General features: G+C 66.8%; 26 protein-coding genes. 11 read left to right on the top strand and 15 right to left on the bottom strand.

Annotation, left to right across the window (positions count from 1 at the left end; genetic code table 11):
• Positions 1 to 64 precede the first annotated feature (64 nt).
• From DEIPI_RS33710 to DEIPI_RS0122110, 6 genes are all read right to left on the bottom strand, one after another.
• Positions 65 to 541 (bottom strand): MarR family winged helix-turn-helix transcriptional regulator, encoded by a 477-nt coding sequence (locus DEIPI_RS33710; protein ID WP_045234945.1) that lies wholly within the window; start codon positions 539 to 541, stop codon positions 65 to 67.
• Between the two features lie 326 nt (positions 542 to 867).
• Positions 868 to 1,986: an ATP-binding protein gene (locus tag DEIPI_RS0122130; protein WP_245588619.1), complete on the bottom strand. Its 1,119-nt coding sequence runs from the start codon at positions 1,984 to 1,986 to the stop codon at positions 868 to 870.
• 89 nt (positions 1,987 to 2,075) lie between these two features.
• Positions 2,076 to 2,600, bottom strand: a complete 525-nt coding sequence (locus tag DEIPI_RS33705) for a winged helix-turn-helix domain-containing protein (RefSeq protein WP_342667532.1) — start codon at positions 2,598 to 2,600, stop codon at positions 2,076 to 2,078.
• A 264-nt stretch (positions 2,601 to 2,864) separates the two neighbouring features.
• Positions 2,865 to 3,281 carry an SHOCT domain-containing protein gene (locus DEIPI_RS0122120; protein ID WP_027483209.1) on the bottom strand — a complete coding sequence of 139 codons (417 nt, stop codon included), beginning with the start codon at positions 3,279 to 3,281 and terminating at the stop codon, positions 2,865 to 2,867.
• Between the two features lie 453 nt (positions 3,282 to 3,734).
• On the bottom strand, positions 3,735 to 4,106 hold the full coding sequence (locus DEIPI_RS0122115; protein ID WP_027483208.1) for a nuclear transport factor 2 family protein: 372 nt from the start codon (positions 4,104 to 4,106) through the stop codon (positions 3,735 to 3,737).
• Between the two features lie 460 nt (positions 4,107 to 4,566).
• Complete coding sequence (locus DEIPI_RS0122110; RefSeq protein WP_027483207.1) at positions 4,567 to 5,424, bottom strand: SDR family oxidoreductase; 858 nt, start codon at positions 5,422 to 5,424, stop codon at positions 4,567 to 4,569.
• Positions 5,425 to 5,775: 351 nt separating this feature from the next.
• Between DEIPI_RS0122110 and DEIPI_RS33700 the strand changes: the two genes are divergently transcribed.
• The 7 genes from DEIPI_RS33700 to DEIPI_RS0122075 all read left to right on the top strand — a co-directional run bounded on the left by DEIPI_RS33700 (position 5,776) and on the right by DEIPI_RS0122075 (position 11,598).
• Positions 5,776 to 6,252: a MarR family winged helix-turn-helix transcriptional regulator gene (locus DEIPI_RS33700; RefSeq protein ID WP_045234966.1), complete on the top strand. Its 477-nt coding sequence runs from the start codon at positions 5,776 to 5,778 to the stop codon at positions 6,250 to 6,252.
• 58 nt (positions 6,253 to 6,310) lie between these two features.
• A complete protein-coding gene (locus tag DEIPI_RS33695; protein WP_052351925.1) occupies positions 6,311 to 7,240 on the top strand; it encodes a VOC family protein in 930 nt (309 codons plus the stop codon).
• Between the two features lie 62 nt (positions 7,241 to 7,302).
• Complete coding sequence (locus tag DEIPI_RS0122095) at positions 7,303 to 7,725, top strand: DoxX family protein (RefSeq protein WP_027483206.1); 423 nt, start codon at positions 7,303 to 7,305, stop codon at positions 7,723 to 7,725.
• Between the two features lie 326 nt (positions 7,726 to 8,051).
• Positions 8,052 to 8,651 (top strand): thioredoxin-like domain-containing protein, encoded by a 600-nt coding sequence (locus DEIPI_RS33690; RefSeq protein ID WP_045234944.1) that lies wholly within the window; start codon positions 8,052 to 8,054, stop codon positions 8,649 to 8,651.
• 86 nt (positions 8,652 to 8,737) lie between these two features.
• On the top strand, positions 8,738 to 9,505 hold the full coding sequence (locus DEIPI_RS0122085; RefSeq protein ID WP_045234943.1) for an intradiol ring-cleavage dioxygenase: 768 nt from the start codon (positions 8,738 to 8,740) through the stop codon (positions 9,503 to 9,505).
• A 216-nt stretch (positions 9,506 to 9,721) separates the two neighbouring features.
• Entirely contained in the window at positions 9,722 to 10,663 is a 942-nt protein-coding gene (locus DEIPI_RS0122080) for an alpha/beta hydrolase (protein WP_045234964.1), read from the top strand.
• 266 nt (positions 10,664 to 10,929) lie between these two features.
• Entirely contained in the window at positions 10,930 to 11,598 is a 669-nt protein-coding gene (locus DEIPI_RS0122075) for a recombinase family protein (RefSeq protein WP_027483203.1), read from the top strand.
• A gap of 114 nt (positions 11,599 to 11,712) precedes the next feature.
• Here DEIPI_RS0122075 and DEIPI_RS0122070 read toward each other — a convergent pair whose 3' ends face one another.
• From DEIPI_RS0122070 to DEIPI_RS33685, 4 genes are all read right to left on the bottom strand, one after another.
• A complete protein-coding gene (locus DEIPI_RS0122070; protein WP_027483202.1) occupies positions 11,713 to 12,564 on the bottom strand; it encodes a hypothetical protein in 852 nt (283 codons plus the stop codon).
• Positions 12,565 to 12,928: 364 nt separating this feature from the next.
• Positions 12,929 to 13,330, bottom strand: coding sequence for a hypothetical protein (locus DEIPI_RS0122065; protein WP_157463883.1), 402 nt, complete (start codon positions 13,328 to 13,330; stop codon positions 12,929 to 12,931).
• A gap of 78 nt (positions 13,331 to 13,408) precedes the next feature.
• Entirely contained in the window at positions 13,409 to 13,801 is a 393-nt protein-coding gene (locus DEIPI_RS0122060; RefSeq protein ID WP_027483200.1) for a hypothetical protein, read from the bottom strand.
• Positions 13,802 to 13,983: 182 nt separating this feature from the next.
• Entirely contained in the window at positions 13,984 to 14,232 is a 249-nt protein-coding gene (locus DEIPI_RS33685; protein ID WP_045234963.1) for a helix-turn-helix domain-containing protein, read from the bottom strand.
• A gap of 79 nt (positions 14,233 to 14,311) precedes the next feature.
• Here DEIPI_RS33685 and DEIPI_RS0122050 point away from each other — a divergent pair, with 79 nt between their 5' ends.
• Entirely contained in the window at positions 14,312 to 14,818 is a 507-nt protein-coding gene (locus tag DEIPI_RS0122050; RefSeq protein ID WP_027483198.1) for a hypothetical protein, read from the top strand.
• 749 nt (positions 14,819 to 15,567) lie between these two features.
• Entirely contained in the window at positions 15,568 to 15,897 is a 330-nt protein-coding gene (locus tag DEIPI_RS38275) for a hypothetical protein (RefSeq protein WP_157463881.1), read from the top strand.
• On the opposite strand, the gene DEIPI_RS0122045 is transcribed toward DEIPI_RS38275, so the two are convergent.
• Positions 15,884 to 17,422 (bottom strand): TniQ family protein, encoded by a 1,539-nt coding sequence (locus DEIPI_RS0122045; RefSeq protein WP_169737186.1) that lies wholly within the window; start codon positions 17,420 to 17,422, stop codon positions 15,884 to 15,886. The genes DEIPI_RS38275 and DEIPI_RS0122045 overlap by 14 nt on opposite strands.
• Before the next feature lie 195 nt (positions 17,423 to 17,617).
• Here DEIPI_RS0122045 and DEIPI_RS0122040 point away from each other — a divergent pair, with 195 nt between their 5' ends.
• Positions 17,618 to 18,433, top strand: a complete 816-nt coding sequence (locus DEIPI_RS0122040; RefSeq protein WP_027483196.1) for an SDR family NAD(P)-dependent oxidoreductase — start codon at positions 17,618 to 17,620, stop codon at positions 18,431 to 18,433.
• Between the two features lie 3 nt (positions 18,434 to 18,436).
• Here DEIPI_RS0122040 and DEIPI_RS0122035 read toward each other — a convergent pair whose 3' ends face one another.
• Positions 18,437 to 18,928 (bottom strand): hypothetical protein, encoded by a 492-nt coding sequence (locus tag DEIPI_RS0122035; protein WP_027483195.1) that lies wholly within the window; start codon positions 18,926 to 18,928, stop codon positions 18,437 to 18,439.
• A gap of 79 nt (positions 18,929 to 19,007) precedes the next feature.
• Between DEIPI_RS0122035 and DEIPI_RS0122030 the strand changes: the two genes are divergently transcribed.
• The gene (locus DEIPI_RS0122030) at positions 19,008 to 19,820 is read left to right on the top strand and encodes an aminoglycoside phosphotransferase family protein (protein ID WP_027483194.1); all 813 of its coding nucleotides are present in this window, start codon (positions 19,008 to 19,010) and stop codon (positions 19,818 to 19,820) included.
• On the opposite strand, the gene DEIPI_RS0122025 is transcribed toward DEIPI_RS0122030, so the two are convergent.
• From DEIPI_RS0122025 to DEIPI_RS33680, 3 genes are all read right to left on the bottom strand, one after another.
• Positions 19,804 to 21,162, bottom strand: a complete 1,359-nt coding sequence (locus tag DEIPI_RS0122025) for an FAD-dependent oxidoreductase (RefSeq protein ID WP_245588618.1) — start codon at positions 21,160 to 21,162, stop codon at positions 19,804 to 19,806. The two genes, DEIPI_RS0122030 and DEIPI_RS0122025, sit on opposite strands and share 17 nt — an antisense overlap.
• Before the next feature lie 56 nt (positions 21,163 to 21,218).
• On the bottom strand, positions 21,219 to 22,172 hold the full coding sequence (gene nadA, locus DEIPI_RS0122020; RefSeq protein WP_084474785.1) for a quinolinate synthase NadA: 954 nt from the start codon (positions 22,170 to 22,172) through the stop codon (positions 21,219 to 21,221).
• The coding region (locus tag DEIPI_RS33680; protein ID WP_045234941.1) for a nicotinate-nucleotide diphosphorylase at positions 22,169 to 22,493 on the bottom strand (325 nt) is incomplete at its 5' end. The genes DEIPI_RS33680 and nadA, both read right to left, overlap by 4 nt.

Raw genomic sequence — 22,493 nt, 5'->3', positions numbered from 1 at the left:
AGGCTTAACTCCTTGTTCTGCGATCAGGTGGTTAAACACCTGTTTGGTAGAGAAAACGAGACGCCTACTCCTGAGGGAGGCGCACACGGATCAAGCTCAGCGTCTCGATCAGGGACAGCAGTTGTCCAGGGGTGAGGTGTCCGAACTGCTCGCGCTGCATCGCGGCGACGGGCTCATCGAGAGCGTCCACGAGTTCACGGCCCTTCTGAGTCAAGATGGTGGGCACACAGCGGCGGTCGCTGACGCTGCGTTCGCGCTTCACGAGGCCCATGTCCTCCATCTTGTCGAGCAGACGAGTCACATCCGGCATGCGGCTGATCAGACGCTCTCGAATCTCGTTACGCCCGAGACCCGCGGCTCCGGCACCGCGCAGGATGCGCAGGACGTTGTACTGCGTGGGGGTCAGGCCATGTTCACGGTAGAAGGCCTCGGCTTGGTCAAGGAGAAGCTGGGTGGTGCGGTGCAGGTTGAGCGCTGCTTCCTCTTCCAGGCTGCGGAAGGGGCGGTGTTGTTGGATCTCTTCGCGTAGCGTGGCGCTCATGCCTCAACAATAGGTGTTAGAACAGATAAAGTCAAGTCCTCTCCCACCCCGGCGACGCGACCGTGAAGACGCTGACGCAGCCATCCACCGACGCACCGGTGAGGAACCCACCTCGACTCTACAAAAAGTCCACCCAGACACGACGCAGCTGAACGCCCAGCTTCAGGGGCCACGAGCAGCGGCCCAACGTCGAGATCAAACGACTCCGCTCCCGAGACGATCACGCGGAGTCACGGTGAACCGAAGCCCGAGAAGTCAGAGCGCTTGACCCGCCGCTCGCGAGGGAACACACCAAGGCGAAACGGCTCAAGGTGCCAAAGAGCACCTCAACCCGCCAGTGGCATCCGCAGGGTGAACACAGCCCCACCCTCCGGATGATTGGAGGCCTCGACCTGACCACCCTGCGCTTCCACCAGCGCCCGCGCGATGCCGAGTCCCAGCCCCGATCCCGCGCGACCAGCCAGGTCACGTGAACGCGCGGCGTCCCCCCGGTAGAACCGCTCGAACGCGCGAGCCAACGTCTCCGGGTTCAGGCCGGGCCCATGGTCACGCACCATGACCACCGCACTCTCGCCCTCCGCGCGGCCCTCCAGGCGCACCTCACCCTGACCCGCGTACCGCAACGTGTTGTCGAGCAGGTTGTGCAGCACCTGAGCGAGTCGGTCACGGTCAGCGCGGACGGACACGCCCTGCGGAGCGGCCACCGAGAGGGTCATCCCAGCCGAGGCGAACCGCTGCTCGTACCCGCCCGCCACGCCGAGCAGCAGCCCACGAAGATCGAGATCCTGCGGACGCAGCGACAGGGCGCCGCCCTCCGCGAGCGACAGCGTCCGCAGGTCATCCACGAGGCGCGACAGCAGCAGCACCTCCGCATGCAGGCGGGCGAGGCCCGGTCCATCCGGGGTGCTCACCCCGTCCTGCATCGCCTCCACCTCCGCGCGCAGCACCGCGAGCGGCGTACGCAGATCGTGCGCGACGTCCGCCACCAAGGAACGACGCCACGCTTCCTGCCGCTCGAGGCTCTCCACGAACGAATTGAACGCGACGGTGAGGTCACGCATCTCGTCGTCACGCTGCGGAACCGGCAGCCGCAGCCCACGTTCGCCACCCTCCAGGCGACGCGCGCCCTCCGACAGACGCGTCAGTGGCGCAGTGAGCTGCCGAGTCAGCAACGTCGCGGCCACCACCGCCAGCACCGACGCCATCAAAGCCGCCAGAAGCGCCCCCCGCAGCACCTGACGTCCCGCGTCACGCGCCACGCCACGCAGCAACTCACGCGTCTCGGTGTCCAGCTCCTCCCAGACCGCGCGGAGGCGGTACTCCACCTCCGCGCTTCCCGGCCCGATGGGCGCGAGCGGGCCCGACATCACCGAGGGTTCATCCGCCGCGAACAGCGCCACGGCGCGGAAGCCTGCCGACACGGAAATCCACGACGTGAGCAGCACCGCACACACCGCGACCAGCGTGAATGCCCAACGCAGCCGCCCACGCAGGCCCCTCCGACGCTGACGTGGCGTCTTACCCCCTGGCCTCATCAGCTTCCCCGCAGGCGGTACCCAACGCCACGCACCGACTCCAGCGCGGGACCGCACGCGCCGAGTTTACGGCGCAGATTCTTGACGTGCGCGTCCACGGTTCGCTCGTCCGTACCGCGGTCGAGTCCGCCCAGCGCGGCGAGCAGTTCCGAACGGGTGCGCACCCGTCCCGGGTCACGGGCGAGCGTGACCAGCAATCGCAACTCCGCAGCCGTCACGTCAAGCACCTCCGCGCCGCAGCGCGCCTCGAACGCCGCCTGATCGAGCTCGAGCGCGCCGACGCGCAGCACGGTGGGTGCGCTCGTCAGACCCGACGCGCGGCGCAGCACGGCCTTCACGCGCGCCACGACTTCGCGGGGACTGTACGGTTTCACGACGTAATCATCAGCACCCACGCCGAGACCCACAAGACGGTCCACTTCCTCGTCACGCGCGGTGAGCATGATGATCGGCAGATCCGACTCGGCCCGAACGCGCCGCGCGACCTCCAGGCCGTCCATGCCGGGCAGCATCAGGTCGAGCAGGATCAGAGCGGGCCGCGCGGCCCGCCATAATTCCAGCGCGCGGCCCGGTCGCGGCGCGCTCCGTGGCGTAGCCCTCGCGTCGCAGGTACTGCTCGAGGATGTCGGCGAGACGCGGTTCGTCCTCCACGATCAGGATGGTCTGAGCAGCATCGGTCATGCAGTCTCCAAGGGGAGGAGCCGCTTGGCTCCTCCCCTTTGTTGGTTCTGCGCCGCGCCCGTTCCCGTCATGAACTCACTGTACGGGGAGCGCTCCACAGGACGCCCTTACTCGGCCGCGAGCGACATGCGGATCGACGTGTACTCCTCCGGGGTGATCTCACCGCGCGCGAGACGTTCACGGGCAATGTCGAGGGACCGGTCGCCGAACAAGCCTGACTTCACCCACGACACGACCGAGTCAGGAGCAGCAGTCGGTGCCTGTCCGTTCGCGGAGGGAGCAGCGGGGCGCACGTGCCGGCGACGGCGCGCTCGGGCGAGGAGGAAGCCGCCGGCGAGGAGCAGCAGAATCGGACCGAACCCAGGGCCGTCGAGATCACGGGACGGGTAGGGACCGAAGGCGCTGGGGTTGGGGGCGTACCCGTAGCCCTGGTAGGTCGGGGGAACGACTTGCGGAGCGACCACCTGGGGAACGGCGACTTGAGGAACGGCCTGGGCGGGGGGGTTGTTGATGATGACATCCATGGTTCTTTCTCCTCGTGTGCGCGGTGAGGGTTCTTCGCGCTTGAGAGGAGCGTAGGGCGAGCGCCGTGAACGCCGGGGGAAGGACGTGTGAATCCCACGTGAACGCCACAGCTGGTCCGACGTCCTGCCGCTGCGTGAGGTAATCGCGTCACACCTCGATGAGTTTCTGTCCAAGTGAGTTCGGCCAGCTGACGCTTGAATCGCCTTCAAGGCCAGCAGGCCGCGCGGTCAATTCATGAGCAGGCGAGCATCGCAACCAAGCACGAAGCCACCTCCACTGGAGGTGGCTTCGTGCTTGACGAGCGCTGGAGTTCGGGGAGGGAAGGCCGGAACCACTGCCAGTGTCAGAGTGGTGGACGACGCCAGTCCACCTCCGGTTGGTGCAGTGGCTACGACGCTCGGTGGGAACGGACCTTACGGCCATCCAGCAGGTGAGGGAGTCCGTGGGCGTTCTCAGCGAGGCTCGAACATCGGGCGACCGCTGGCGGTCTGCTGCTCTTCTGGTTGTAGGACGTCCCAGTGCTCGACCAGCTTGCCGTCAACCACTCGGAAGATGTCCACGGCGATCAGCGGGGTTGGAGCGAAGCCGGTGTACCGCCCATGCACGAAGACCAAGTCACCCTCGCCCGCGATGGCACCCATCTCGTACTTGAACCCCTCCGGCAATTCGCCACGCAGACCGTCGGTACCGTCACCCATCTGAGGGTTGTGCTGCACGTAGTCCGACGCCCAGTACCGATCGAGGGCCGAGACGTCACGGTTGATGAACAGGGCGGTGAGTGCCTCACGGACGAGATCGCTGTTGTTGGACATCTCAAACTCCATTCGTGAATGTAACCGGGACGTGGAGGGTCAGGACTGGTTGATGACAGAGGCTCGCTCGTGTCGAGTCCGCCCACGGAAGCAACTGAACCCACTTCTCGACGACCACAGTAGGTGTCGCTTCCCTGGATTTCCAACGGAAACGGGTGAACACCTGTTGAGCACACCTCCGTGGTCCCGACTTGATCCTGAACGAGACGTCGGTTCGCGCGGATGGCGTTCCTCAACGTGGCCCTCTGGCTCGTCAGGTTCAGCGGCCACGCGTTGTGGAGACCGTATTGAGACGGCTCGTTCCTTCCGCCAAGGAACGGTGTCTCTCTGGGCGGCGTGAACTCGTACCCTTGGGGCTCCCTTGGGGCTGTTCCCTCTGGTCCCGCAGTCGTGCAGGGCGGGCTTGAGGACGAACCGCGCGTTCACCGGAAGGCGCGGTTCGCGTGGACGGGCCGTTCAGTCGTTTGTCCGGTCAGGCGTTCAGGGCGGCGCGCAGGGCGTTCGCGAGGGGCGTGGTGGGACGGCCGATCAGACGGCGCAGGTCGCCACTGTGGGTGGCGAGGTCCCCTCGTTCGATGCCGGCGTCCGAGTCAGCGAGGATACTCGCGAATCCGTCCGGCAGGCCGAAACTCGCGAGCGTCCGAGTGTACTCCTCCGCCGGGAGGTTCTGGTACGTGACGGTCTGTCCGCTCTGACGGCTGAGTTCAACGGCGAGGTCCAGCATGGTGATGGCCTCGTCTCCGCCGAGTTCGTATGTGGCGCCCTCGTGACCTTCCGTCGTGAGCACAACGGCGGCCGCCTCGGCGTAGTCCTGACGGGTCGCTGGGGTGAACCGGCCGTCGCCTGCCGCGCCGAGGATGGCCCCCTGGGTCAGAGTCTGCTCGAGCGTGCCGGTGTAGTTTTCGGTGTACCAGCCGTTGCGCAGGAACACGTACGGCAGTCCGGATTCGCGAATCAGCGTTTCAGTGGCGTCGTGGTCACGTGCGAGCAGCATGGGCGTGGTGTCGGCCTTGAGGATGCTGGTGTAGGCAAGTCGCTTCACGCCGGCTGTCTTGGCGGCGTCCACGACCTGGCGGTGCTGCCCGGCGCGGTCCTGGAAGTCGCTGCTGGAGATCAGCAGGAGGACGTCCACTCCCTGGAGGGCGGTGGTGAGGGTGGCGGGTTGATGGTAGTCCGCGTGGCGAACTTCGATTCCCTGGGCGGCAAGGTCAGCGGCCTTTTCTGGGTTGCGCACGAGGGCGACGAGGTCGCTTGCGGGTACGCCGCGTTGCAGGAGAGCTTGGAGGGTGAGGCGGCCAAGGTGGCCGGTGGCGCCGGTAATCGCGATCATGGGGAACTCCTGGGAGGGTGTAGGAAGGTAGGGGGCGGTATTCCTTTTGGCTGCCTGTCGTCAGCCCCTTGTTCTGACGGCACTTTATGTGTTGTAACACCATTTGTCAAGCGTCTCTTTCATGACCGCCGAAGAGGCGAAAAGTTGGGGGTCGTCCAGGTCGGCGAAGACGACGAGTTCGGTTCGTCTTGAAGGGGCACACGATGGCTTTTGTGTCGGTGACGGACTCCAGAGTGGTGTGGACAGCCTGTGTCGAACGACTGAGACAACGTCGAGGCTGCCGACGCTGGTGCCCCACCACGCTCTTCAGGCCACTTGCACTTTGATGTTGCAACACCTATAGTGCAGGGCATGAGCATCGCCCTCCAGACGGAAATCCAGCAGCAACGCCCTTTCCGCAGTCTGGAAGAAGAAGCGGCCCTCAACCTCTACCGCACCGCTCAACTCCTCGCCGACCGCGATGAAGCTCGGCTGCGCGAGTACGGCCTCACGCCCACGCAGTACAACATCCTGCGCATCCTGCGCGGCGCGGGCGACGGCGGGCTCAGGCGCATCGAGACCCGAGAGCGCCTGCTGACCCGCATGCCTGACGTGACTCGCCTGCTCGACCGGATGGAGGACATGGGGCTCGTGACACGCGTGCGCAGCACCACGGACCGCCGCTGCGTACCCACCGCCCTCACCGGGAAGGGCCGCGCCCTGGTCGATTCGCTGGACGAGCCGGTCGCGGCCATGCAGCACGCGCAGTTCGGGCACCTCACGCCCGGCCAGCTACACTCCCTGATCGAGATCCTCAGCTTGATCCAAGTGCGGCTCCCCAGAGAGTAGATCCGCCGTTTCTTCTTCATCCTCGTTCCAGCACCCAGCAGCACACCAAGGAGCTTTCATGGACTTGCCCCCGACCATCCCCTACCCTGACCTGCCCGCCGACCGCATCGGTCTTCGCCCCTCCGGCCACGTCGCCCCCACGACCCTCACCCTAGGCCCCGTCACCCTCCAGATCGCCGATCTCGACCGCTCCCTCGACTTCTACACCACCGTCCTGGGCTTCACGGTCCACGCGCAAGCCGAACACGACGGCCACCGCACCGCCCACCTCGGCCTCTCCGACGGCACCTTCCTCCTCGAACTCCGCGAAAAGCCCGGCGTCAAACCCGCCCCGCACCGCGCCCGCCTCGGCCTCTACCACTTCGCGCTGCTGCTCCCCACCCGCGCCGACCTCGGACGCTTCGTCCGCAACGCCCTCGCCCTCGGCGTGCACGTCGGCCGCAGCGACCACCACTACAGCGAAGCCACCTACCTCCAGGACCCTGACGGCATCAGCATCGAGGTCTACCGCGATCGCCCCCGCGAAGGATGGCGCGTCACCGAGGACGGCCAGATCATCGGTGCAGGCGACCCCTTCGACCTCGACGGCGTCCTCGCCGCCGCCGGAGACCTCCCCTGGACCGGCCTCCCGCTCGGCACCACCTTCGGGCACCTGCACTTCTACGTCGGTGACCTCGATGAGGCCGCGCGCTTCTACCACCACGGCCTCGGATTCTCCAAGGTCATGTGGGGCCTCCCCCAGGGGCTGTTCGTCAGCGTCGACGGCTACCACCACCACATCGGCCTCAACACCTGGGCCGCCGGCAGCGCCCCCTCCGGCGAGAACGACGCGCGTCTCCTCACCTGGGACCTGATCCTCCCCGACCAGGACACCGTCGACCGCACCGTCGACAGCCTCCGCGCTCAAGGCTTCGACGTCACCCCCACCCCCGAAGGACCGATCGCCAACGACCCCTGGGGCATCACCGTCCGCCTCCGCACCGCCTGAACTGCGCATCCCCGTCCACCCACCGACCCCATCACCCTCCCTCACCCTGCCAGGAGCACCCCATGACCACCACGACCACCACCACCGCCCGCACCCCCCGCGCCCTCCACATCACCCTCTGGATCCTCCAGGCCCTCCTCGCCGCCGCGTTCCTCGCGACCGGCCTGATGAAGCTCGCCCTGCCCGTCGCGCAGCTCGCCGGCCAGATGCCCTGGGTCAACGACGTCCCCGCCTTCCTCGTGCGCTTCATCGGTCTCGCGGAGTTCGCCGGCGCGCTCGGCCTGATCCTGCCCGCCCTCACCCGCGTCCGCCCCAACCTCACCCCGCTCGCCGCGCTCGGCCTGATCGCCGTGATGGTCTTCGCGTCGCTCTTCCACCTCAGCCGCGGTGAAGGCATGATGGTGCCCGCCAACCTGCTGCTCGCCGCGATCGCCGGCGTGATCGCCTGGGGCCGCACCCGCAAGGCCCCCATCCAGCCCCGCTGAACCAGAACTCCCTCCCTGCAAAGGGAGCCGAGCAGCCGCTGGACGTGCTGATTACCGGGAAGGAAGGGGCTGCCAAGAACACCGTCGTCGAACTCGCGAATAGCGGCGGTTTGCGCGGCATCGACGGGGACCCTCCAGCGCGCCCGTCAGCTTGAAGGCATGGGCTTCCTCGGCATTCAGCTTCAATTCACGCAGGGCACGAAGTTCGCGAGCTCCTGGAAGTTCCTCGCCCGAGTGAAGCCGCGCCACCCTGACGTCATGCGGGCTGTCCGACCGGCAGCTGCCGGTCGGACAGCCCGCATGACGTCACCCCAATGAGGTCCTCGATGAACCCACCACGCGAAAAAGCCGGCAAGCAATACCAGCAAAGTAAAAGTAACAAGGAAAAACTCGCCGCTGCACAACGCCAGGCGAATATCCGCATCGCCGTGGTGGTCGGTGGTCTGCTTGTGGTGGCGGCGGGGGGCACGCTCGCATGGAACGCCGCGACACGCGTGGACGGCGTCACCAGTTACCGTTACGTCGGTTCCGTTCACGAGAACGGCCGCGTGACGTACACCGAGAATCCCCCGGTGGGCGGGCCGCATCACTCCGCCTGGTTCAACTGCGGGGTGTACACCCAGCCGATTCCGGCGGAGATGGCGGTGCATTCCCTGGAGCACGGCGCGGTGTGGGTCACCTACCGGCCGGACCTGCCTGAAGAGCAGCGCCGCATCCTGAAGCAACTGGTGGACGGCCATTCCTACACCCTGCTCTCGCCGTACCCAGGCTTGAAGGAACCGGTGGTGGTCAGTGCCTGGAACCGGCAGCTGCGAGTGAATGATGTGACCGACCCGCAGCTTGCAAAGTTCATCGCGAAGTTCGAGCAGGGCACGCAGGCGCCTGAGCGCGGCGCGCCCTGCACTGGAGGCGCCTCAGGCGCGTAACCCTGAGGTTCGCGTTTTAGCCGCGCCTTGAACCTCAGCAGCGGCGCGGGTTGCGCTCGTCCGTCTTTCTTGAGTTGGAGGTTCGTATGGACAACGATGATGGACAAATCGGTCAGGTGCTGAGTCGCCGCCGCGCCCTGAAAATGCTCGGCCTGGGACTCGGTGGCACCGCCGCCGGCGCCGGCTTGTACGGCGGATGGTTCTTCCAGAGGCAAAACAGCGCCGGCACCATCGGAGCCAAAGGCCTCCCCGGGTGCGTGGTGCGCCCGGCCCAGATCGAAGGGCCATACTTCGTCACCAATGAACTCGAACGCCGCGACATCCGCGCCAACACCAGCGGTGGGTCAGTGCAGCCCGGCGTGCCCCTCACGCTCGAGTTCGTGGTGTCCCGCGTGGCGCTCAACACCTGCGAGCCACGCGCGGGAATCCAGGTCGACGTGTGGCAGTGCAACGCGCTGGGCGTGTACAGCGGCGTGGCGGACAACGCCGACCAGTTCGACACCCGTGGGCAGGACTTCCTGCGCGGGTACCAGCTCACCGACGCGAACGGGCGCGCCTCGTTCCGCACCATCTACCCCGGGTGGTACAGCGGACGCGCGGCGCACCTGCACTTCAGCCTGCGGGTGATCACCGACGGGAAAGTCACCGGAGAATTCACGACGCAGCTCTACTTCCCGGACCCGATCACGGACATCGTGCATGCCCGCGCGCCGTACAACACCAAGGGGAAACGGGACCGGCTGAACAGCACCGACATCCTCTACCGCAACGGCGGCAGTCAGTTGCTGCTCGACCTCAAGGGCTACCCCGACGACGGGTACACCGCCACCTTCGACGTCGGCCTCAACCTCTGATCAGGGTGTTCTGCACGTTCGGAACGCCGTCCTCACCTTGTCCACTTCGTCAGGAGCCGCATGAACCCGTCACCCTCCACACGCACTCCAGTCAACCGCGCGAATGCCCGCCGACTCGGTCAACTGGGACTCCTGATCCTGCTGAGCGCCATGGCGTACCAGCGGGTCCGTCACGCGTCGCGCCCTGCCGACGCTCCCGTACCCCTGGATTCCCGCATGAAACTTCTGGGCAGCCTGCTCGACAGGATGCCCGGCCCCTCGATCGCGGAGATCACCGCGGAAGAAATGATTCAGCGTGCCAGCGCACCTCAGTCTGGCCTGGTCTTTCGATTGATCACCGGCTGGTCTCGGCGTGGAGTGCGGCAGGTGGACCGGACGATTCCCGGGCGGTCCGGGCCCATTCCCATCCGGATCTATACCCCCACGCGTCCTGCTCGCGCGCCCAGGGCGCTGGTGCTCGCGTTGCACGGCGGCGGGTGGGCGCAGGGGAGCCTGAACATGGCGGACTGGATGAGCAGCACGGTCGCTGCTGACCTCGATGCCGTGGTGGTTTCGGTGGAGTACCGTCTGGCGCCCGCTGATCCGTTCCCGGCAGCGCTCGAAGACTGCGTTGACGCGCTGGGGTGGAGCGCGGCGAACATGGCGACCCTCGGCGCGCAAGGCCGGATCGGCGTGATGGGTGAGAGTGCGGGCGGCAACCTGGCCGCGGTGCTGTGTCTGCTCGCGCGGGATCAGGGCGGTCCGGTCATTCATCATCAGGCACTGATCTATCCGGCTACGGACCTGGCTGGCGAGTCGGCGTCGCGCCGCCGACATGCCGATCAGATCATCCTGAACGCCGCCGACATCAAAGCGTACGAGGCCTTCTACATCCCGGAAGGGACGCCGAGGACGGACTGGCGGATCTCTCCACTGCGGGCGCCTCACCATGCGAACCTACCTCCGGCCCTGATTCAGGTCGCCGGGTACGACGCGCTGCATGATGATGGCATGCGCTACGCGGAGGTCCTGCGCGCAGCGGGTGTTCCGGTGGTGGTGCGTGAGTTCCCCGCGATGCCTCACGCCTTTATCAGCTTCCCGTACTTCAGTCGGGACGCGGGCCCTGCCATGCAGCAGGTCGTGACGGAGCAGCGCAAGTATTTGAAGCTTGGCTTGTAGCGTCGCATGAACAGGAGAGGCGGCCGCTTGATCACCCTTTCAGGGATGGGTCGAGCGGCCGCCTCCAGACTTGCCTTCTCACAGGTTGCTGTCTGAAAAGGGTATTCCCCAGCCTGACATCTGGGGTGAGGTGAAAAGGCGTCAGGTTAGGGTTGGTTTCCGGATTTTCTGGACACTCCTCCTGAAAGTCTAGGACCCTAACCTGACAGTTTTGCCTTTTGTAGCAGTTTAATAACGTCCGTCACCAAACTGCTACACTCCACCCCATGACCCACGCCGTCGCCTACTACCGCGTCAGCACCGCCAAACAAGGCCAGAGTGGCCTGGGTCTCGACGCCCAACGTCACGCCGTCAGCACCTTCGCCCGCGCCCGTGGCCTCACCGTCGTCCGTGAGTTCGTCGAGATCGAAACAGGCACCGCCAAACGTCGACGCCCCCAACTGCACGTCGCACTCGACACCGCCCGCCAGGAGCGCGCTGTCCTCGTGATCGCCAAGCTCGACCGACTCGCCCGCAACGTCGCGTTTGTCTCCAGCCTGATGGAAGCGCGGACGCCGTTCGTCGCGTGTGACATGCCCGACGCGAACGAACTGACGGTGCACATCATGGCCGCGCTCGCCGAGCACGAAGCGAGGCTGATCAGCGTCCGCACGAAGGACGCGCTCTCCGCCGCGAAAGTGCGTGGTGTGCGGCTCGGGTGCCCTATTCCAATGACGGAGGAGTGCCGTCTCGCAGCGCGCGCAAGCATCAGCCGGGGCGCGCGAGACGCGTACGCGAGCGTGGACGGGTACATCCGATTGATGCGGCAGACCGGGATGTCCCTCCGGGCGATTGCGGATCGACTCAACGCCGAGGGTAAACGCTCGCGCACGGGGAAGGCCTGGAACCACGCGCAGGTCGCGCGCGTCCTCACCTACCAACAACGCCGCACCTGAACGGACGTAAAACTTGAAGCGTTCAGAGTAACAACTCTACGCGCTCAGGACAGCGCGCCGCCATCAACCCCTTAAGCCGATCCGAAAACACGCTGTTCTCAGGCGAACTGACGTTCAACTCAGCGCCCTTGACGCCATGACTTTCAGGAGATGCTCTGGCAGTTGAAGGCGCTCGACGCTGTTCCCGCTCTCGTACAGCGCAATCACGCACAACGCCACGAAATACGCCTGACACAGGTACGAGGCGAGCATCACGCGGCCCATCAACTCCACCACCGGCACCCGGTGTTCCTTCCGCGTGGACTTCTTGGCGATCATCTCCCCGAACACCACCTCGCCGCGCTCGCGGTCCAAGTGAATGTCGCCGTGCGCGATGGCGTTGCGCATCCGCCGGTCGATCAGGCGGAACAGCAGGTAGAACGCGCCGTCATTTCCACCTGTGAGCTTCTCGAAGACCTCAAGCTTCTCGTTGAGGGTCTTGTGGAAGATCGTGGGACTCCAGAACTTCCCCTTGTTGACCTGCCAGCACACCACCATGAAGCCCAGCAGGCCACTGAGGAATTCCGTCATCGCCTGCATTGCGGTCTTGGACGCGGTGAAGATCAGGTTCGAGTTGCCGCTGTGAGCGACTGCCTTGACCGCGTAGCTTGCCTCGGCGAGGCCGCTCCACCTCGACAGCAGCCGTGAGCCTTCCGTGCCGGGGAAATCCGTCATGAACGAGTGTGCCAGCGCACTGGCGATGTCGGGATTCCGGGGCTTCGTCTCGCGGTAGGTCACGAGGATCATCTGAACGAATTGGTCGAGCGCGCCGCGCAGCTCGGGAAGTTCCGGTTCGACGTCGTACATGTCCCAGACGAATTGAAGCATCTGCGCTCGCGGCTGCATCCCGGCGTACTTGTCGTCGTGGTCCTTCCCGAGCAGGGTCTGGCGCAGCAGGTTGAGGCGCCGCAGGTCGTCTTCGTTCATCCTAGGCCCCACTTTGCCTCAATCGGCCGCGCCTCGCGCGCGAGAATGTGCGCGTAAGGTCTGGCGCGCACTGACGAGCTTTGTAGGGGTGCGGGCTGGTACAGTCCTGCACAAGGCTGCCTGAACGCCCCTCGTTTGCCCTTCAGGTCAGGAGTGAGGCGATGAGGAGCCCTATTCACCTTGATTTTGAGGTGAACGAGCGACACTTGTGCTTGTCAACGGCGGTTCCGTCTGGTGCATGGGCATCACCCACCGCTCAGCAGATTCATAGTCCGCCGAGCGATAGGTTTCGCCGTTCCAGTGTTCCCGGCGCATCAACAGCTGTGCATCCGGCAGGTCGGACTGACCGCGGACGCGGAGAGGCTCAGTCGGCCAGCGGCGCGAGTAGTGCCTCCACCTCGTGGTAGGCCGTCAATCCATCCGCATCAAGCGTCGCGTGAATCTGACCGCGGCGCGACCAGAACTGCAGTCCCCTCGCGACCCGGTCCAGCAGCGGCTGATTCGTCGTGAGGACGTCGCGAAGGGCTGTGCCAGGCACGTGCGCGGGCAGCGACCACGTGACGGTGGTGCCGCGCTGCTCGTCGACCGGAATACGGTCGCGCTCCCAACGCAGGCCGACCCAGACCTGCGCGTCATAGTCGAGGCGGATGATGGCGCGGTGGTTGGTGGCGTCTCGCAAAAGCTCACCAGGTAACGGCAGGATCATCAGATCCCAGTTGGGGGTCGGGGCGTCAGAACGACGCCGGGGGGATGAGGATTTGGCCATCAACCCAGTATCACAATCGTGTTTTTACGCCTGCGGCCCACCCCGGTGAGCAGGTGCAGTAGTCCTCGTGGCCCGCGTTCAATCAGGTAAAACGTCGAGGGGCAGGGCGATGGTCAGCGCCAGCAGCAGCGCGAGCCGCGGCTCGTCACGCTGGCACGACGGCAAGGCCGCAAGTGCGTCGAAGAGCCCTTGACCGATGGCCTCCAGCTGGTCGAGGTACTGCAGGCTGCCATCCAGGTGCTGCCCTCGGTCCTGCCACCGTCGCCGAAAGGCCTGCGATGCCCGGAGACGGTCGAGGATGACCTGGGCCGTTGCCTCGTCGAGGGTGTGTATGTCCTGCAGGGCCCGGTGCACCGCGCGAACCACTTCCGGTCGGATCAAACCGTCTGGGAATATGAGCAGCAGCGCCTGGCTGCTGCCTTCGGCGAGACGCAGCACCTCGGTGAGCAGCTCACGAGAACTCATCGTCATAGGTCGTGTCGTAGTTCGTTTGAGGAACGATGCGGGCTCTTGGTTCGCGGTTTGGAGGCACATGGGCGATGACGCATGGTTGAAGGGCAGCGCGAGTCGCGGTGTTGAGGGCGCGAGGGCGTCTTCGTGTCGAGCTGCGCCCCAGGCGATCATGCGCCGTCTGCAGCTGTGGTGGGTTGATGTCAGCTGTGTCGCTTTTCGGGGTGAGGTGGATTACGCAGGAGTTCGGCGAGGGGCACTTCGAGAACGGTGGCGAGACGTTCCATGACGTCGATGGTGACGTTGAGGACGCCGCGTTCGGTTCGTCCGACAGTGTTGATGTGCAGGCCGGCGAGGGTGGCGAGTTGGGCTTGACTGAGGCCGCGTGCTTCTCGGGCGCGGCGGAGGTTGGTGGCGAAGAGGTGTCGTGCTGTGAAGAGCCGCTCGGTCACGAGCGTCAACCTGCACAGGCAATCGGCGAAGTTGTCTACACCCTATAAGGTGTAAACCCTATAGGGTGTATCATGGGGCATGCAGTTGAGTCGTGCGCAACCGGAAGGCAGTCAGGACAACCTGAACATCAAGTTCCGGGAGGAGACGGCGACGGCACTGCTGCAGGCCGTCCTGACGAGGCCGTTTCGAGAACTGACCTTCCCGTTGTTCGGCGCGCCCGACCGCTATGAACCGTGCAACAACGTCAACGTGATCGGCGACCCGAGCGAAGCGCCCCTTCCTGACAGCCTGCTTCCCCCCAGGACCGACATTGCCGGCGCGTTCGAGCGAGGTTTTCACCGGGCGATGGCGCGAGTGGGTCAACTTCCCCTGGGTTGGGCGCATTACCGACCGATGGGGCAAATCGACCTTAGCGAAACGGAACGGGCGGGTCTGCTCAGGACCTTCGAGAAGCACAAGGCGCTGCGTGGACGTCATGTGCTCGTGTTCACCATCACCCCCAACAACGAGATCGAGATCCGCGGCTACCGGTACGACGGGACCGAACTCCAGGGGTACAAGCCATATATTGCTCAGCCCGGTTGATGAAGGGAACACCGGCACACGAAGGTCAGCCTCGTTACGCAACGGTTGTTGTCGTTTTTCAGCACAGAACGCGTATACTCTAAGAGAACACTCCTCTACAGCGGCCCTCAGCCCCCTTCGGAAGGCTTCTTCGGAAGGACCTCCCTTCAACAAGCGAAACGCCGTCAAAAGCGGCAGCTCTCGTCCTTGCTGAAGGAGCCCAGTTGTGCCCGACCGTAGGAAACCAGATCGCCCGCACATTCCACACGCCGAAAATCAGGAGGTTCCCGAGAGCAGACACGAACAAGAGCCGTCTCCTCAAGCGTCACGCGCGTTTCCAAGCGAGTTGCGTGGTACCGAAACGGTCGTCACCGTCAAGGTCGACGGTCGGCCCGTGGAGGTCTACATCTATGTCGGCGCGGACCCCCTCAAGAACGAAGTCGCTTTGGTGTACGAACGTCCTCGTGATGGACGTGGACGGCTACACGACCGCGTCGCCTTTATCCTCACGCGGCGGCTCTCCACGAAGCACCCGGCTGAGGCTGAACGGACTCCCCGCCCAGCACGCTCCCCCAACCGTCGCCGTTAACGTCGTGCAGCGAGCTTGGATGCGCTTGCTGATTGAGGTGTAGGTACTCAATCAGCAAAGTCGGAACGGCGTCGAGCGAACTTGTCTTAAGCGCGAGTTTGATCTAAGCCTGAAAAAACCGCCCGAGTGACGTAAGCGTCCCGCCCCAAGTTGGGGCGGGACGTTCAAGAAAGGAGAGCACGTGAGCAAATCTACCCGTCCTGCAGCGGAGCAGAACCGCTTGGTCAGCATTCGGCTGCGGCAGCAGCAGGAGACACTTGCGTCCGACGCGCAACACTCGCGATGGGTGCTGCTTCACGCCGTCAACCCTTCAGAAAGCGAGCGTCGCCAAGCCCTTGCCCTGCTTGAGTTGCGCGCGAAGAACGCGGGTCGACTTGAAGTGCGTGTTCAGCTGCAGGAAGCGCTTGACAAGGCTGCACGACGCGAAGCGGCGCTTCGGCGCGAGCTTGAGCGCCTGCAGGAGCAGTACGAGGCGCAGCGGCGATCGTACGAGGGCATCAGTCCGTCGTGATCACGGCGCTTGTCAGGATACCAAGCAGTTCGCGGTGCAACGCAGGGTTCGTGATGCGGGCCAGTTCAATCATGCCATCGGAGAGGAACAGCGCGGTGGTACGACGGCGCCATTCTTGAGCTTCTGGCGCCGTCGCCCGAGCCAGTAGCGTGGCTGGGGTGCGCGTGCCGGCACGGAGGTGCCGGTAGAGGCTGCCGAGCGCAGGACCGAGGAGGGCGTGGTCGATCAGGCGCTCACGCTCGCGGTACGCATCCTTGCGCGTGCTGAATTGTTGACGGTCAAGGTGCTGCCAACTTCCGACGGCAGTGGCGTAGAGCAAGGTCTCAAAGTGGCGGCGCCGGTTTGCTTCCCACTTTGAGAGGTTGTTCGAGTTCAAGCCAGTAATGACGGTGAGCGTGGGGCGGAGCGTGTCCCACTGGTCGTCGGTGATGAGCGGTCCCGCTTTGAGGTCGACGTGAGCAATGCCGCAGGTTTCGCGGGGATCCGCGCCTCCGCGAATGAGATGGACGAGGGCGCGGACGTCTCGGGGCCAGGTTGTCACGAGCCGCTCGGGGGAGTCGTGCAGCAGGGCCTCCGCGAGCCAGATGGTGGCGAGCATGAGTCGTGAGCTCGGGAGATAGATGTTCACTGTGCTCGTGATCAGGTGAGCGCCGACCTGTCGGAGACGTTGGAGGGGCTCGGCGTCGGAAAGGAGGGTGCAGTAGGTCAGATCGAATGCGGCGGCTTGGCTGGCCTCGCTGTCAGCCGTGAGGTGTCCCCAAGAGCTCGGGATACTTGCCCAGGCGGGCTGACCCTGGTCGAAGTAGGTGCTGAAGCCGAGTTGCGCGGAGGCGTCGTGGAAGGCGTCTACTAAGCGCAGCCACTGCTCGGGACTCGTGGAGTACAGCGTGCCAAGCCGGTGCCGGGTCAGGAGAGGGAAGGCGCTCGGAACCTTCGTCTCCTGCGCGGCGCCCCACGCCAGGTCGGCCTTGCAGACCCTGCAGGTGCGGAGGTCCGTCGTCTCACGCCTGGTCGCGCCGGGACGTGGTTCTCGGTACATTCTCGTGGTCCTGAGCAGGACAAAGTTGGTGCCGCAGCTGCGGCACGTGTCCTCGAGGACCGAGCGGTGGTGCTCGCAGGTACGGTTGAGGCGGTACTGCCAGCGGCGGCGCAGGTACGGGACTTCATCGTTCTTGAGGCAGGCAGGGCAGAACCGGGCGGTGTAAGCGGTGAGGAAGCGGTTGGGCCGTTTTCCCCTGTGCCCTGGAGCGCGCGGGACAGTGAGGACGCCTTCGGGGCCGGCGCTCAGCATCGTGTTTCTGATAGTCCCGGCGGGCAAGTCGGTCGCATGGGCGAGACGGGAGATTTCTGCATCGTCGAGCTCGCGTTCTTGAAGGTGCTGGCGGTCGAGGCCGAGGATGCTCAGGAGGCGTGGCAGGGGAACGAGATTTTCGTGCGCGAGGCGGGCGAGCCAGGAGCCGGTCCACTCATCGGGGAGAGGAGCGGGGGCGTTCAGGAGGGACGGCGGAAAGGTGTTCGAGTCCACGCTCATGCAGTTCTAACACTTCCGGCCGGTTTTCACTCCGATGGCGGTCGGTACTACGACGCTTTCGGAAATCTGCTGCGAAGTTCAATGGTTTCCGACATCGTGTGGCGTCCGGGCCCGTCCGGCCCACTTGAAAAATGACCGTTGGTCATCTAATATATGACCAACGGTCAGATAGACCGTCTTGGAGGATCCATGACGAACACGACCCCCAGTCGCAGCCGCCGCCCGCTCGCCCTCGTCACCGGAGCGTCCGGCGGCATCGGCGAGGAGATCGCCCGTGAGCTCGCCGCGAACGGGCACGACGTCGTCCTCGTCGCGCGCTCCACCGCGAAGCTCGACGCGCTCGCCGAGGACCTCCGTGTGCGGCACCACGTCACCACGCACGTCCTCGCGCTCGACCTCACCGCGCCGGACTCGCCCGCGCGCCTCGTGGAGCACCTCGCCGGGCGCGACCTGCACGTTGACGTCCTCGTCAACAACGCGGGCTTCGCCACCTACGGCGAGTTCCACACCAGCGACCTCGGCGGTCAGCTGCAGATGATCGGGCTCAACGTCACCACCCTCGTCGAGCTCACCCACCGCCTGCTGCCCGGCATGCTCGAACGCCGCTCGGGCCGCGTCCTCAACGTCGCCAGCACCGCCGCGTTCATGCCCGGCCCTCTCATGGCCACCTACTACGCCACGAAGGCCTTCGTGCTCTCCTTCGGCGAGGCCCTCGCGGAGGAACTGCGCGGCAGCGGGGTCACCGTCACCACCCTCTGCCCCGGCCCCGTGGAGACGGGCTTCCAGGCCCGCGCGAACCTCGGAGAGTCGAGGCTGCTGCGCAGCGGCTTCATGCGCGTCATGGACGCCGCCAGCGTCGCCCGCGAGGGCGTGCGCGCCACGCTCGCCGGACGGCGAGTCGTCGTCACGGGCCTCATGAACCAGGTGCAGGCCATCTCGCCGCGCTTCCTGCCGCGCGGCGTCGTGCCCGGCGTGGTCCGCCGCGCCCAGGCCCGCGCGCACTGAAGGTCAGACGGGACGGCAGACGATCAGCAGCGAGAACGGGCTCTCCGGCAGGCTGCCCGCCTGCCACGCGCCCAGCACCCGCGCGTTTCCCTTGCCGAGCAGGAACGTCGTCCGTCGGCGCTTCGCGTCCGTCCGCTGCCTGAGCACCTTGAATCCCTGCCCCTTCACGCCCCCCACGAACGACGCGAGGGCCCTCGTGTCGTTCTCCAGCCAGAAGCCGTCGAAGCGCCCGCCGGCGCACGGGCTGCGCCCCGAGCGGTCGTACCGCGCGATCTTCGGGTCCATCCGGTAGACCAGCAGCGGAAACGCGCCCCGCTTGAGGCTCAGCGCGGGCGGCACCACCGCCCGCGTCACCGTCACCCCCGTCAGCTTCGAGCGGGCGGGAGAGAACTCCCCCACGAGCGCCTGATTGGCGGACGCGGCAGGGGGCAGCAGCAGGGCGAGGACGAGCAGCGCGAGGGACGGCGACGGCGCGCCGGGAGCGGGACGAGGCATGCCCCTCATGATTAGCACGCGCGCCGCCTCCGGGGCGACCTTGCGCCCCGGAGGAGACACGTGCGAGCCTGAAGACATCGTGCACGACGCCCTCGAAGAGCTCCTCGCCCTCTGGGACCTCCGGCGGGACGGCGACGTCCTCGTGACGCCCGCCGCGCGGCTCTTGCCCGTGACGCACGGCGGGCGCCCCGCGATGCTCAAGCTGCCCCACGAGGAGGAGGAGGTGCGCGGCTCGCTCGCGCTCGCGTGGTGGGACGGGCGAGGAGGCGCGCCCGTCCTCGCCTCCGCGGAGGACGGCGCCCTGCTGATGGAACGCTCGCCCGAGCCCGCGCGGCTCACCGCCATGGCGCTCGGCGGGCGCGACGACGACGCGACCCGCGTGCTGTGCGACGTCGCCCGCGGGCTCCACGAGCCATTCCCCGACGTTCCCGCGAGCTTCACGCCCCTGGAGACCTGGTTCCGCGCCCTGGGCCCCGCCGCTGGTCTGCACGGCGGCGTCCTGCACGCCTCTCACGAGGCCGCCTCGGCCCTCCTCGCGGACGCGCGCGACGTCACCACCCTGCACGGCGACCTGCACCACGGCAACGTCCTGCCTTTCGGGGAGCGCGGCTGGCTCGCCATCGACCCCAAGGCCCTGCTCGGCGAGCGCGGCTTCGACTTCGCGAACATCCTCTGCAATCCCGACGCGGGCCTCGCCCTCGCCCCCGGAAGGCTCGAACGGCAGGTGAACGTCATCTCCGAGCGGGCCGGGCTGGACCGCGTCCGGCTGCTGCGGTGGGTCCTCGCGTACGCCGGGCTGTCCGCCGCGTGGACGCTGGGCGACGGCGGCGACGCCTCCCTCGCGCTGGGCGTCGCGGAGATCGCGCGGCGCGCGCTCAGCTTCCCCGCGTGAGCTTCACCGCCGCGACCTGCACCGGGTCCCACACGGAATTGAACGGCGGCGAGTACGCGAGGTCCAGCTCGGGCAGCTGCGACACCGTCAGGCCCGCGTACAGCGCCGTCGCGAGGACGTCCACCCGCTTGTCCGCTCCGCGCCGCCCCACCGCCTGACCACCCAGCAGACGGCCCGTGGCGCGCTCCACGACGAGCTTCACCGTGAGGTCCTCGGCGTCCGGCATGTAGCCTGCCTGATCCGTGGAGTCCAGCACCACCGTCCGCACGTCCAGCCCGGCGGCGCGCGCCTCCCATTCGTTGAGGCCCGTGCGGGCCACGCCCAGATCGAAGACCTTCGCGACGGCCGTCGCGACGATCCCCGCGAAGCGCGCGTCGCCGCCCGTGACGTTGCGGCCCGCGACGCGGCCCTGCTTGTTCGCGGTCGTGCCGAGCGGTATCCACACGGGCTTCCCGAGCACCCGGTGGAAGTGCTCCGCGCAGTCCCCGGCGGCGTACACGCCCTGCACGCCCGTCCGCATCCGGTCGTCCACGGCGAGCGCGCCCGTCGGGCCGAAGGGAATCCCGGCGTTCACGGCGAGGTCCACGTTGGGTTTCACGCCCGTCGCGAGCACCACGAGGTCCGCGTCGAGGTCGCCCTGCGTCGTCGTGACCTGCCGGACCCGGCCGCCCGAGCCGGAGCAGGCCTTCACGAGGCTGTCGGACAGGTTGAGGTCCACGCCGTGCCGTTCGAGCTCCTCGTGCAGGGGCGCCGCGAGTTCCGCGTCGACGCTGTGAAAGACCTGATCGCCCCGCTGCACGAGCGACACGGACAGCCCGAGCCGCGTGAAGTTCTCCGCGAGCTCCAGACCCACGTACCCGCCGCCGACGATCACGGCGCGTCTCGGTGCGTGCTCGCGCAGGTACGCCCGGATCGCGTCGGCGTCCTCCAGCACGTCGAGGGTGAAGACGCCGGGCAGGTCACGGCCCGGCAGGGGGAACTCCACGGGGGACGCGCCCGTCGCGACGAGCAGGCGGTCGTAGGGCTCGTCGAACTCCCGCCCGCCGCCCAGGTCACGGACGCGCACCACGCCGCGGGCCGTGTCGATGGCGGTCACCTCGTGCCGCAGGCGCACGTCCACGTCCCGCGCGCGGAAGTCCTCGACGGTGCGCGCCACGAGCCGCTCGCGCGACGCGATCACCCCGCCGAGCCAGTACGGCAGGCCGCACTGGCTGTACGACGCGGCGACGCCACGGTCGAAGGCGGTGATGCGCAGCTTCGGGTCGGCGCGGCGGGCCTCCATCGCGGCGCTCATGCCCGCCGCGTCCGCGCCGATGATGACGAACCTTTTCGCGGATGTCACCCTTTGAGTGTAGAGACGCGCGAACGGCCAAGGCATGAGCGAGGGGCCGCCTCGCTTCAGCCGATCTGGAGCATCCGTTCGATGGGAATCATGGCGCGCGCGGCCACCTCGGGCGTGACGGTGACGCGGGTGGTGAGGTCGCGCAGCGCCTCGTACACGTTCTCCAGGGTGATCATCTTCATGTACTCGCAGCAGGCGGTGCGGTTGACGGGCACGAAGGTCTTGCCGGGCACCTCGCGTTCCAGACGGTGGACCATGCCGAGTTCGGTGACGACGACGAACTTTTCGGCCCGGCTGGCGCGGGCGCGGGTGATCATGCCCTCGGTGCTGTGGAGGTCCGTGTCGGGGAGGCTGGCGAGGACGTGGCTGGAGCAGCCGCACTCGGGGTGGATGAGGAGTTCCGCGTCGGGGTGCGCGGCGCGCGCGGCGTCCACGTGGGCGGGCAGGATGCCCTCGTGGACGTGGCAGGCGCCTTCCCAGACGTGCAGGTCGCGTCCGGTGAGGCGCGCGACGTGCGCGGCGAGGAAGCGGTCGGGCGCGAAGAGGATCGGCACGTCCCGCGGGAGGCGCTCGACGACCTGCACGGCGTTGCCGCTCGTGACGCAGTAGTCCGCCTCGGCCTTCACGTCGGCGGTGGTGTTGACGTACACCACGACGAGGCCGTCCGGGTGCTGCTCCCGCCAGGCGCGCACGCCCTGCGCGGTGATGGTGTCGGCGAGGCTGCAGCCGGCGCGGGTGTCGGGCAGCAGGACGGTCTTGTCCGGGTTGAGGATCGCGGCGGTCTCGGCCATGAAGTGCACGCCCGCGAAGACGATGACGTCCGCGTCCGTCGCGGCGGCCTGCCGCGAGAGGCCGAGGGAGTCTCCGACGTAGTCCGCGATCGCCTGCACCTCGGGCCGCTGGTAGTTGTGCGCGAGGATGACGGCGTGGCGCTCCAGGCGCAGGCGCGTGATCTCGGAGAGGAGCTCCTCGTTCGTCATGAGGGGGCGAAGCTGCAGCAGGTGGTTCATGCGTTCTCCACGTCGAGGCTGATGTCGAGGCTGGGGGCGGAGTGGGTGAGGGCGCCGACGCTGACGAAGTCCACGCCGGTGCGCGCGACGCGCGGGAGGCGGTCGAGGGTCATGTTGCCGCTGGCTTCGAGCGTGACGTGCGGCGCGAGCTCGTCCCGGACGCGCACGGCCCCGGCGAGGAGCTCGTCGGTCATGTTGTCGAGCAGCACGCGGTCCGCGCCCGCGCGCAGGGCCTCGCGGAGTTCGTCGAGGGTGGAGACCTCGCACTCGACGCGCAGCAGGTAGGCGTGCTCGCGGGCGCGGCGGACGGCCTCGGCGACG

Origin of the sequence: Deinococcus pimensis DSM 21231 (assembly GCF_000519345.1) — a bacterium.
Taxonomy (GTDB): Bacteria; Deinococcota; Deinococci; order Deinococcales; family Deinococcaceae; genus Deinococcus_A; species Deinococcus_A pimensis.
Note: the sequence above shows the minus strand (reverse complement) of the source record. Positions and strands in the feature narration are given on the sequence as shown.

Excerpts from the sequence above, each read along its gene's own strand:
- DEIPI_RS33710 (WP_045234945.1), bottom strand. The coding sequence starts at position 541 with ATGAGCGCCACGCTACGCGAAGAGATCCAACAACACCGCCCCTTCCGC.
- DEIPI_RS0122120 (WP_027483209.1), bottom strand. The coding sequence starts at position 3,281 with ATGGATGTCATCATCAACAACCCCCCCGCCCAGGCCGTTCCTCAAGTC.
- DEIPI_RS0122115 (WP_027483208.1), bottom strand. The coding sequence starts at position 4,106 with ATGGAGTTTGAGATGTCCAACAACAGCGATCTCGTCCGTGAGGCACTC.
- DEIPI_RS0122110 (WP_027483207.1), bottom strand. The coding sequence starts at position 5,424 with ATGATCGCGATTACCGGCGCCACCGGCCACCTTGGCCGCCTCACCCTC.
- DEIPI_RS33700 (WP_045234966.1), top strand. The coding sequence starts at position 5,776 with ATGAGCATCGCCCTCCAGACGGAAATCCAGCAGCAACGCCCTTTCCGC.
- DEIPI_RS33695 (WP_052351925.1), top strand. The coding sequence starts at position 6,311 with ATGGACTTGCCCCCGACCATCCCCTACCCTGACCTGCCCGCCGACCGC.
- DEIPI_RS0122095 (WP_027483206.1), top strand. The coding sequence starts at position 7,303 with ATGACCACCACGACCACCACCACCGCCCGCACCCCCCGCGCCCTCCAC.
- DEIPI_RS33690 (WP_045234944.1), top strand. The coding sequence starts at position 8,052 with ATGAACCCACCACGCGAAAAAGCCGGCAAGCAATACCAGCAAAGTAAA.
- DEIPI_RS0122085 (WP_045234943.1), top strand. The coding sequence starts at position 8,738 with ATGGACAACGATGATGGACAAATCGGTCAGGTGCTGAGTCGCCGCCGC.
- DEIPI_RS0122080 (WP_045234964.1), top strand. The coding sequence starts at position 9,722 with ATGAAACTTCTGGGCAGCCTGCTCGACAGGATGCCCGGCCCCTCGATC.
- DEIPI_RS0122075 (WP_027483203.1), top strand. The coding sequence starts at position 10,930 with ATGACCCACGCCGTCGCCTACTACCGCGTCAGCACCGCCAAACAAGGC.
- DEIPI_RS0122070 (WP_027483202.1), bottom strand. The coding sequence starts at position 12,564 with ATGAACGAAGACGACCTGCGGCGCCTCAACCTGCTGCGCCAGACCCTG.
- DEIPI_RS0122065 (WP_157463883.1), bottom strand. The coding sequence starts at position 13,330 with ATGGCCAAATCCTCATCCCCCCGGCGTCGTTCTGACGCCCCGACCCCC.
- DEIPI_RS0122060 (WP_027483200.1), bottom strand. The coding sequence starts at position 13,801 with ATGACGATGAGTTCTCGTGAGCTGCTCACCGAGGTGCTGCGTCTCGCC.
- DEIPI_RS0122050 (WP_027483198.1), top strand. The coding sequence starts at position 14,312 with ATGCAGTTGAGTCGTGCGCAACCGGAAGGCAGTCAGGACAACCTGAAC.
- DEIPI_RS0122040 (WP_027483196.1), top strand. The coding sequence starts at position 17,618 with ATGACGAACACGACCCCCAGTCGCAGCCGCCGCCCGCTCGCCCTCGTC.
- DEIPI_RS0122035 (WP_027483195.1), bottom strand. The coding sequence starts at position 18,928 with ATGCCTCGTCCCGCTCCCGGCGCGCCGTCGCCGTCCCTCGCGCTGCTC.
- nadA (WP_084474785.1), bottom strand. The coding sequence starts at position 22,172 with ATGAACCACCTGCTGCAGCTTCGCCCCCTCATGACGAACGAGGAGCTC.